Annotated in this window: 5 protein-coding genes and 2 pseudogenes; 4 read left to right on the top strand and 3 right to left on the bottom strand. The window is 31.6% G+C overall.

Annotation, left to right across the window (positions count from 1 at the left end; translation table 11 throughout):
- The 4 genes and pseudogenes from Q0075_RS11680 to Q0075_RS11665 form a co-directional block, all read left to right on the top strand.
- Positions 1-795, top strand: a pseudogene (locus tag Q0075_RS11680) (MFS transporter); the annotation flags it as partial.
- A gap of 1 nt (position 796) precedes the next feature.
- Positions 797-1780 (top strand): PDDEXK nuclease domain-containing protein, encoded by a 984-nt coding sequence (locus Q0075_RS11675; protein WP_297869664.1) that lies wholly within the window; start codon positions 797-799, stop codon positions 1778-1780.
- Positions 1780-3252, top strand: a complete 1473-nt coding sequence (locus tag Q0075_RS11670; protein ID WP_297869663.1) for a peptide MFS transporter — start codon at positions 1780-1782, stop codon at positions 3250-3252. Before Q0075_RS11675 ends, Q0075_RS11670 begins: the two co-directional genes overlap by 1 nt.
- 51 nt (positions 3253-3303) lie before the next feature.
- Positions 3304-3771, top strand: coding sequence for a thioredoxin fold domain-containing protein (locus Q0075_RS11665; protein WP_297869662.1), 468 nt, complete (start codon positions 3304-3306; stop codon positions 3769-3771).
- Positions 3772-3774: 3 nt separating this feature from the next.
- Here the strand turns inward: Q0075_RS11665 and Q0075_RS11660 are convergent, their stop codons facing one another.
- The 3 genes and pseudogenes from Q0075_RS11660 to Q0075_RS11650 form a co-directional block, all read right to left on the bottom strand.
- On the bottom strand, positions 3775-5787 hold the full coding sequence (locus tag Q0075_RS11660) for a ComEC/Rec2 family competence protein (RefSeq protein ID WP_297869661.1): 2013 nt from the start codon (positions 5785-5787) through the stop codon (positions 3775-3777).
- Between the two features lie 106 nt (positions 5788-5893).
- Entirely contained in the window at positions 5894-7009 is a 1116-nt protein-coding gene (gene lpxB, locus Q0075_RS11655; protein ID WP_297869660.1) for a lipid-A-disaccharide synthase, read from the bottom strand.
- A gap of 17 nt (positions 7010-7026) precedes the next feature.
- Positions 7027-7147 (bottom strand): annotated as a pseudogene (locus Q0075_RS11650) (5'/3'-nucleotidase SurE); the annotation flags it as partial.

Below are 7147 nucleotides of genomic sequence, written 5' to 3'. Positions count from 1 at the left end.
ATTTTATTCTGGGCGGTATTCAAATTAAATGGCTCGGCATTAACAACTTGGGCAGACCGTTATACTGATAGAGAAATAACAGGAACTACTCAAACGGTTTTCAATGGATTGAAATTAGCCAAAGAAGTAGAATACAAAAAAGACACCGTTGAATTATACGATGCGAGTTTCCGAATTCAAAAAGTAGATGGCGAAGTTCAAAAAACAGTTGATTATCCCGTTTATTTCAGAAACGTAGCGAAAGATAAATTACCTGAAGAAGGCTCAAAAGTTTCGCTTTGGGCAACCAATTTGAGTCAGTCAATCAATCCAGGTTGGGTAATTATTTTAACACCATTAGTTGTGGCTTTCTTTACATTTTTAAGAAGTAGAAAGAAAGAGCCATCTACACCAACCAAAATTGCATTCGGATTATTGATTTCAGCTTTATCCGTTTTAGTAATGATTGCAGCCGTAAATATGGGAGCAAACGGAACTGAAAAAGTGAGTGTTTGGTGGTTAGTTGCTAATTACGGTGTAATCACAATTGGAGAGTTATTTTTGAGTCCGATGGGATTGTCAGTCGTTTCTAAATTGAGCCCAACGAATATTACTTCTTTAATGATGGGAGGTTGGTTTTTATCAACATCTATCGGAAATAAATTGAGTGGTGTATTAGCGAGTCTTTGGGATACGTATGACAACAAACAAGATTTCTTTTGGATTAACTTCGGATTATTAATGTTTGCGACTATGTTGATGTTTATTTTATTGAAACAACTAAACAAAGTAATGCAAGAAAAAGGAATTCATTAAGATGAGTTTGACTAACGAACTATTTTTTAATTCCATTCGAGAAGTAATTTTAATTTCTCGTCAAAAAGTATATCGTTCTGTTAATTTCGTTTTGTTAGAAACGTATTGGAATATTGGCAAGCTTATAGTTGAAGAAGAGCAACAGGGTGAAGTTCGAGCTATTTATGGTTCTAGTTTGTTAAAAAACCTTTCAAAAGAATTAACCTTAGAATTTGGAAAGGGTTTTGATTACACAAACCTTACGAATATGAGAAAATTTTATTTGTCTTTTTCAAATATTGACGCATTGCGTCAAGAATTGAGCTGGACACATTATCGAATATTGTCTAAAGTTGATTCTGTAGAAAAAAGAACATTCTATTTAAATGAAGCTGCAGAAAACGCATGGAATTCAAGGGAATTAGAACGACAAATAAAATCGCTAAGTTTTGAAAGAACTTTAAAACCTGATTCTAATAAAGAGGAACTTTCAATTCATTCTGTTTTAAAAGATCCTTATATATTTGAATTTTTGGGACTTTCAAATGACACAAAAAATACTGAGTTTCAAATAGAATCTGCGATTATTGAACATATTCAAAAATTTTTATTGGAATTTGGAAAAGGATTTGCGTTTGTTGCAAGACAACAACATATTATAACGGATACTTCCGATTTTTATATTGATTTGGTTTTCTATAATTACATTTTAAAATGTTTTGTAATTATTGATTTAAAAACAGATAGACTTTCACATCAAGACATTGGACAAATTGATATGTATGTTAGAATGTATGATGATTTAAAAAGAAATGAAGGTGATAATCCAACAATTGGAATTTTGCTTTGCTCTGAGAAAGATGAAACTATTGTGAAATATTCTGTATTAAGTGACAAGAATAACCTTTTTACAAGTCAATATATGCTATACATGCCAAAAGAGGAAGATTTAAAGCAAATCATAAATCAAGATAGAATTAGATACGAGTTAAATAAAGAAAAATAATGCAAACAATAGAGGAAATTCAGAATTTTGAAGGTAAATATCCAAAGCAACTTTGGTATTTGTTCTTTAGTGAAATGTGGGAGCGTTTCTGTTTTTACGGAATGCGCGGAATGTTAACTTTTTTCATGGTACATCAATTGTTCATGAAAGAAGATGTGGCTAATTTACAATATGGCGCTACACAAGCTTTCGTTTATGCTTTCACATTTGTTGGAGGTTTATTTGCGGATAAAATTTTAGGTTACAGAAAATCGCTTTTTTGGGGTGGAATTATGATGATTGTGGGAAGTGCCATTCTTGCCATCGATCCAAAACAATTTTTCTTCTTGGGAATTGCTTTCACTGTAATTGGAACAGGATTTTTCAAACCCAATATTTCTACTATGGTAGGAACTTTGTATAAAGCAAATGATTCAAGAAGAGATGCTGGTTTTTCATTGTTTTACTCTGGAATTAATATTGGTGCGCTTTTAGGAGGTTATGCTTGTATTTATATCGGAAAAAATTATTCATGGAACTTAGCTTTTGGTTTAGCAGGAATTGTAATGACAATTAGTTTGGTTACGTTCTTGTTTACTCAAAAAAGTATGGCAACAATCGGACTTTCTCCATTGTTGCATTTGCAAGATTCGAAAAGGAAATTATATGAATATGCAACTTACATCGGAACATTAGTAGCCATTCCATTAATTATGACAATGGTTTCAAATCCTGAATATACAGATTATTTTATGTATACGATTGGTCCTGTTACGTTGTTGTATTTGGCTTACGAAATGCGAAACTTTTCGATTCAAGAAAACAAGAAGTTGATTGCTGCAATGGTTTTTATTGTGTTTTCAATTTTGTTTTGGGCGTTTTTTGAGCAAAGTGGAGGTTCCTTGAGTTTATTTGCCGCCAACAATTTAGATAGTGATTTTTTAGGCATTAATTTAGATCCTAACGGAGTAAATAATGCTGCAAATTCACTATTCGTAATCATTTTTGCACCACTTTTAGGATTGGTTTGGGTTTGGTTGAATACCAGAAAAGCCGAACCGAATACAGTGGTGAAATTTGGATTAGGATTTTTATTCTTAGCCTTAGCTTTTTACACGTTCTATTTTACAAGGTTTTTTGCAAACATTGATGGAATGACCTCGTTAGAAATATTTACATTGGCCTATTTCATCATCACATTTGGAGAACTTTGTTTATCCCCAATCGGATTATCGATTATGACCAAACTTTCGCCCGTAAAATTACAAGGTGTTATGATGGGAATGTGGTTTTTAGCAAGTGCTTATGGTCAATATGTTGCTGGAATCTTGGGTGCTGGAATGTCAATTGCCAATGAAAATGCAACCAAATCAGAAAAATTAATTGCTTACACCGATGGCTATCAACAATTAGCAATTTATGCTTTAGTTGCTGGATTAGTTCTTATTGCTATTTCGCCAATCGTTAGGAAATTAATGCAAGAAGTTAAGTAACCGTTATTTTTGGCATTTTAATTGCTTAATTTTGTTTTATAAATTTACAATATGAAAAAGATTTTATTTATAGCGTTTTTAACTTTGACGAGTATGTCAATACAAGCGCAAGAAGAATTAACTTGGCATACTGATATGTCAAAAGCAACTGATATTTCCATTAAAGAAAACAAACCTTTGTTCTTGTTTTTTACGGGTTCTGATTGGTGTGGATGGTGTATTCGTTTGCAAAAAGAAGTTTTCAAAACCCCAGAATTTATCAAATGGGCAAAAGAAAATGTGGTTTTAGTAGAATTAGATTTTCCTAGAAAAAACGAACAAACAGATGCTGTAAAAATGCAAAATGCGCAGTTACAGCAACAATTACAAGTTAGAGGATATCCTACAGTTTGGTTTGTAAGTGCTGCTAAAACCGCTGAAGCTAAAGTAAATTTAACAGCTTTAGGAAGTACAGGTTATGTGGCCGGAGGTCCAAAAGTATGGATTGACGGAGCTAATCAAATTATCCAAAACAAATAAGAACTATTTCAATCTATAAAATCCCTTTTCGGCTATAGCATGAAAAGGGATTTTTTCTTTTTTGCATGTTGCATTCCAAGTACTTATGTTGTTTTTGTAATTGCTTTTATCTGCAACAATCTCTTTTGGTTGCATTTCTTTTATCAATCTTGCTAAATTGATTTTTGGATTTTGAGTTAAAACAATAATGTCAGGTTGGATCGAAGTTTTATAAATACCCAAACTATCAATAACTAAAATTCTTTTATTTTGAAAGGATATTGCATTTTGCATCGGAAAAATTCGCAATGAATCTGAAAATGTTCCTCTAATGTAATGATTTAAAGTTGTGTTGTGATTTTCCGGAATATCAGTAAATGCAATAACACTATTTTGATTTTTGATTCCTATTAAAGTCGATTTTTCATTAAAAACCACCAATTCCCTTCCTTGATTTTCGTTCCATTTTACACTAATGTAGCTCAATTGAAAGAGTAATATTGTTCCAAAAATGTATTTTATATTTTTAGTTTTTGTATGATACATCCAATAAATAAAAACAACAATGACTAAATACATTGAAAAAGTCAACCAACCAGAAAACGAAATATTCGTGATAATACCACTTTTAAATTGGGCAATCCAATGAATATAATCGTTCATAAATTGAATGCTGAACTCTAAAATTTCCCCAAGAAAAACCGCAACAGAAGGAAGAATATAATTAAGTGATAAAATCACAATTCCAACAATCAAAACCAAACTCGAAAGTGGAATAATAATCAAATTCGCCAATAAAAAAAGCAAAGGTAATTGATTAAAATAATACAAACTTAAAGGTAAAACACCGATTTGAGCCGCCAATGAAACCAAAACAGTATCGGTAAAGTAAACCGCTATTTTATTTTTGGAAAAATAGAATTTCTTGTAAAAAGGTTGAAACAAAACGATTGATAAAACGGCTGCATAACTCAATTGAAATCCAATATCAAAAATCGCATTCGGTTTTACCAATAAAATTGAAAAAGCGGAAATAGCTAACGCATTATAAATCGCTTTCGGCTGATTGAAATAGTTTCCAATACTTATGAAACTAAATAAAGTCACCGCTCTGGTTACCGAAGCTGGCAAACCCGTAAGCAAAGCAAATAACCATAAAATTGCTAAGACGATTAATAATTGAATTTCTGATCCAAAACGAACTCTTTTTAGTGGCCTCAACAAGAACACAATAAAAAAGTAAATGATGGAAATATGCAATCCTGAAATCGCTAAAATGTGAATCACACCTGCATTGGAATAATCGGCAATCGTTTCTTTATCTAATTCTAATCGTTGTCCTAAAATTAAGGCGTCAATTATGGCTTTGGTTTTGGAATCAAATTGATGAATCTCAAAACTTTTACTAAGATTATTTCTTAAATTTTCAATGTAGTAATCAATGGTTTTGTGTCTTTGAACGATTTTGATTTGATTCTCTTGTGTATAAATTTGATGGAATACGTTTTGCTTTTCTAAATATTTCGAATAATCAAATTGGTACGGATTAAAAGCTTTTGGAATGTGATAAATCGAGCTGTTCAACCAAATTTCATCACCAGAATGTAAGATCTCAATGTTGGATTTTGGAACATAAAGTAATAGTTTTCCAGAAGCAATGGAATCATTAAAATGTGAAAGAGAAATGAAATATTTGTTGTACTTCTCATTCGGTTTTAAAGTTGTAGTAACGATGGCTCGAATGGAATTGGATTCTTCAAATGACTTTTTAGTGTAATGATGTTTCGAATTCAAATCGGAATGAATATAAAAACTCATCATTCCTAAAGTAAAAGCGAGTAGGTAAGTGGTAATTCCGAAAAAAGAATCTTGAAGCAAAACTTTTTTACTTTTCCAGTATAGAAAACAAAATAATCCTAAACCTAACAAAAGTGAAATTATGAGAGTTGAAAAACCCCATTGCAAATAGTATTCTGCAATAATTCCTATTGCAAAACTAATAGTAATGGTAAGTAAAGGAAACTTAAATACTTTCAATCACTTTTGTTTTTGAAGTAGTATTTAGTTTTAAGGAGTAGGGACTTCTTACTTCCAAAAATACAAAAAATCCGTTAATTTTCTACTAAATAATTAAGAATATTCTTTATTTTTTGAAAGAATCTAGAATTAGTTCTGCAGTCTTTTTACTTGCACCTTCGCCTCCTAATTTCTGTTTTAAATCGGCATAATTGTTCAATAAAATGTTTCGACTTTCTGAATTCAGAATTTTGTTCAATTCTAATTTTAAATTCTTCGTGTTCAATTCATCTTGAATCAATTCTTTAACCACTTCTTTGTCCATGATTAAATTCACAAGTGAAATGTATTTTAAAGTGATGATGCGTTTGGCAATTTGATATGAAACCCAACTTCCTTTATAACAAACCACTTCAGGAACATTGAATAAAGCCGTTTCTAAAGTTGCGGTTCCAGAAGTTACCAAAGCAGCGTGTGAATGACTTAATAAATCATAAGTTTTGTTCGAAATAAATTTCACATTTTCATTCGTTAAAAACGTTTTGTAAAACTCATATTCCTGACTTGGAGCGCCCGCAATTACAAATTGATAATCCGGAAAATCTTTTACAACCGAAAGCATAATCGAAAGCATTTTAGCAATTTCTTGCTTGCGACTTCCCGGTAATAATGCGATAATTGGTTTGTCTGATAAATGATTTTCTTTTCTGAAAATTTCATCTGAAACTTCCGTTCTACTTGCAATAGCATCAATTAGCGGATGTCCGACAAAATGAACAGGGAAATTGTGTTTTTTCTCATAAAAATCCTTTTCAAACGGAAGAATTACATACATAAAATCAACATCGCGTTTAATGGCTTTGATGCGATTTTCTTTCCAAGCCCAAATTTGAGGCGAAATATAATAATGGGTTGGAATGTTGCGCTCTTTTGCCCAAGTTGCGATGCGCATATTAAATCCTGGGTAATCAATGAAAATTATGGCATCTGGTTGAAACGCTTCAATGTCTTTTTTGCATATTTTGATGTTGTTCAGAATGGTTTTTAAATTCATTACAACTTCAATAAATCCCATAAAAGCTAATTCGCGATAGTGTTTTACTAAAGTTCCGCCCACATTTTGCATCAAATCGCCACCCCAAAAACGAATTTCGGCTGATGGATCTTTTTCATACAAAGCTTTCATCAAATTTGAACCATGTAAATCGCCCGAAGCTTCTCCTGCTATGATGTAATATTTCATTTTTTAATCGTCTAAATTTATAATTCCCAAGAATTCAATTGTTGAATTGTATGATGAGCTGTTAAATCAAATTGCACAGGCACAATCGAAATATAACCATTTTCTAAAGCCCATTCATCTGTATCAGTTCCTTTATCT

Origin of the sequence: uncultured Flavobacterium sp. (assembly GCF_937967675.1) — a bacterium.
In the GTDB taxonomy this organism is placed as follows: domain Bacteria; phylum Bacteroidota; class Bacteroidia; order Flavobacteriales; family Flavobacteriaceae; genus Flavobacterium.
The sequence above is the reverse complement of the archived record's forward strand: the minus strand, read 5'-3'. Positions and strand labels throughout refer to the sequence as shown.

Excerpts from the sequence above, each read along its gene's own strand:
- Q0075_RS11675 (WP_297869664.1), top strand. The coding sequence starts at position 797 with ATGAGTTTGACTAACGAACTATTTTTTAATTCCATTCGAGAAGTAATT.
- lpxB (WP_297869660.1), bottom strand. The coding sequence starts at position 7,009 with ATGAAATATTACATCATAGCAGGAGAAGCTTCGGGCGATTTACATGGT.
- Q0075_RS11665 (WP_297869662.1), top strand. The coding sequence starts at position 3,304 with ATGAAAAAGATTTTATTTATAGCGTTTTTAACTTTGACGAGTATGTCA.
- Q0075_RS11670 (WP_297869663.1), top strand. The coding sequence starts at position 1,780 with ATGCAAACAATAGAGGAAATTCAGAATTTTGAAGGTAAATATCCAAAG.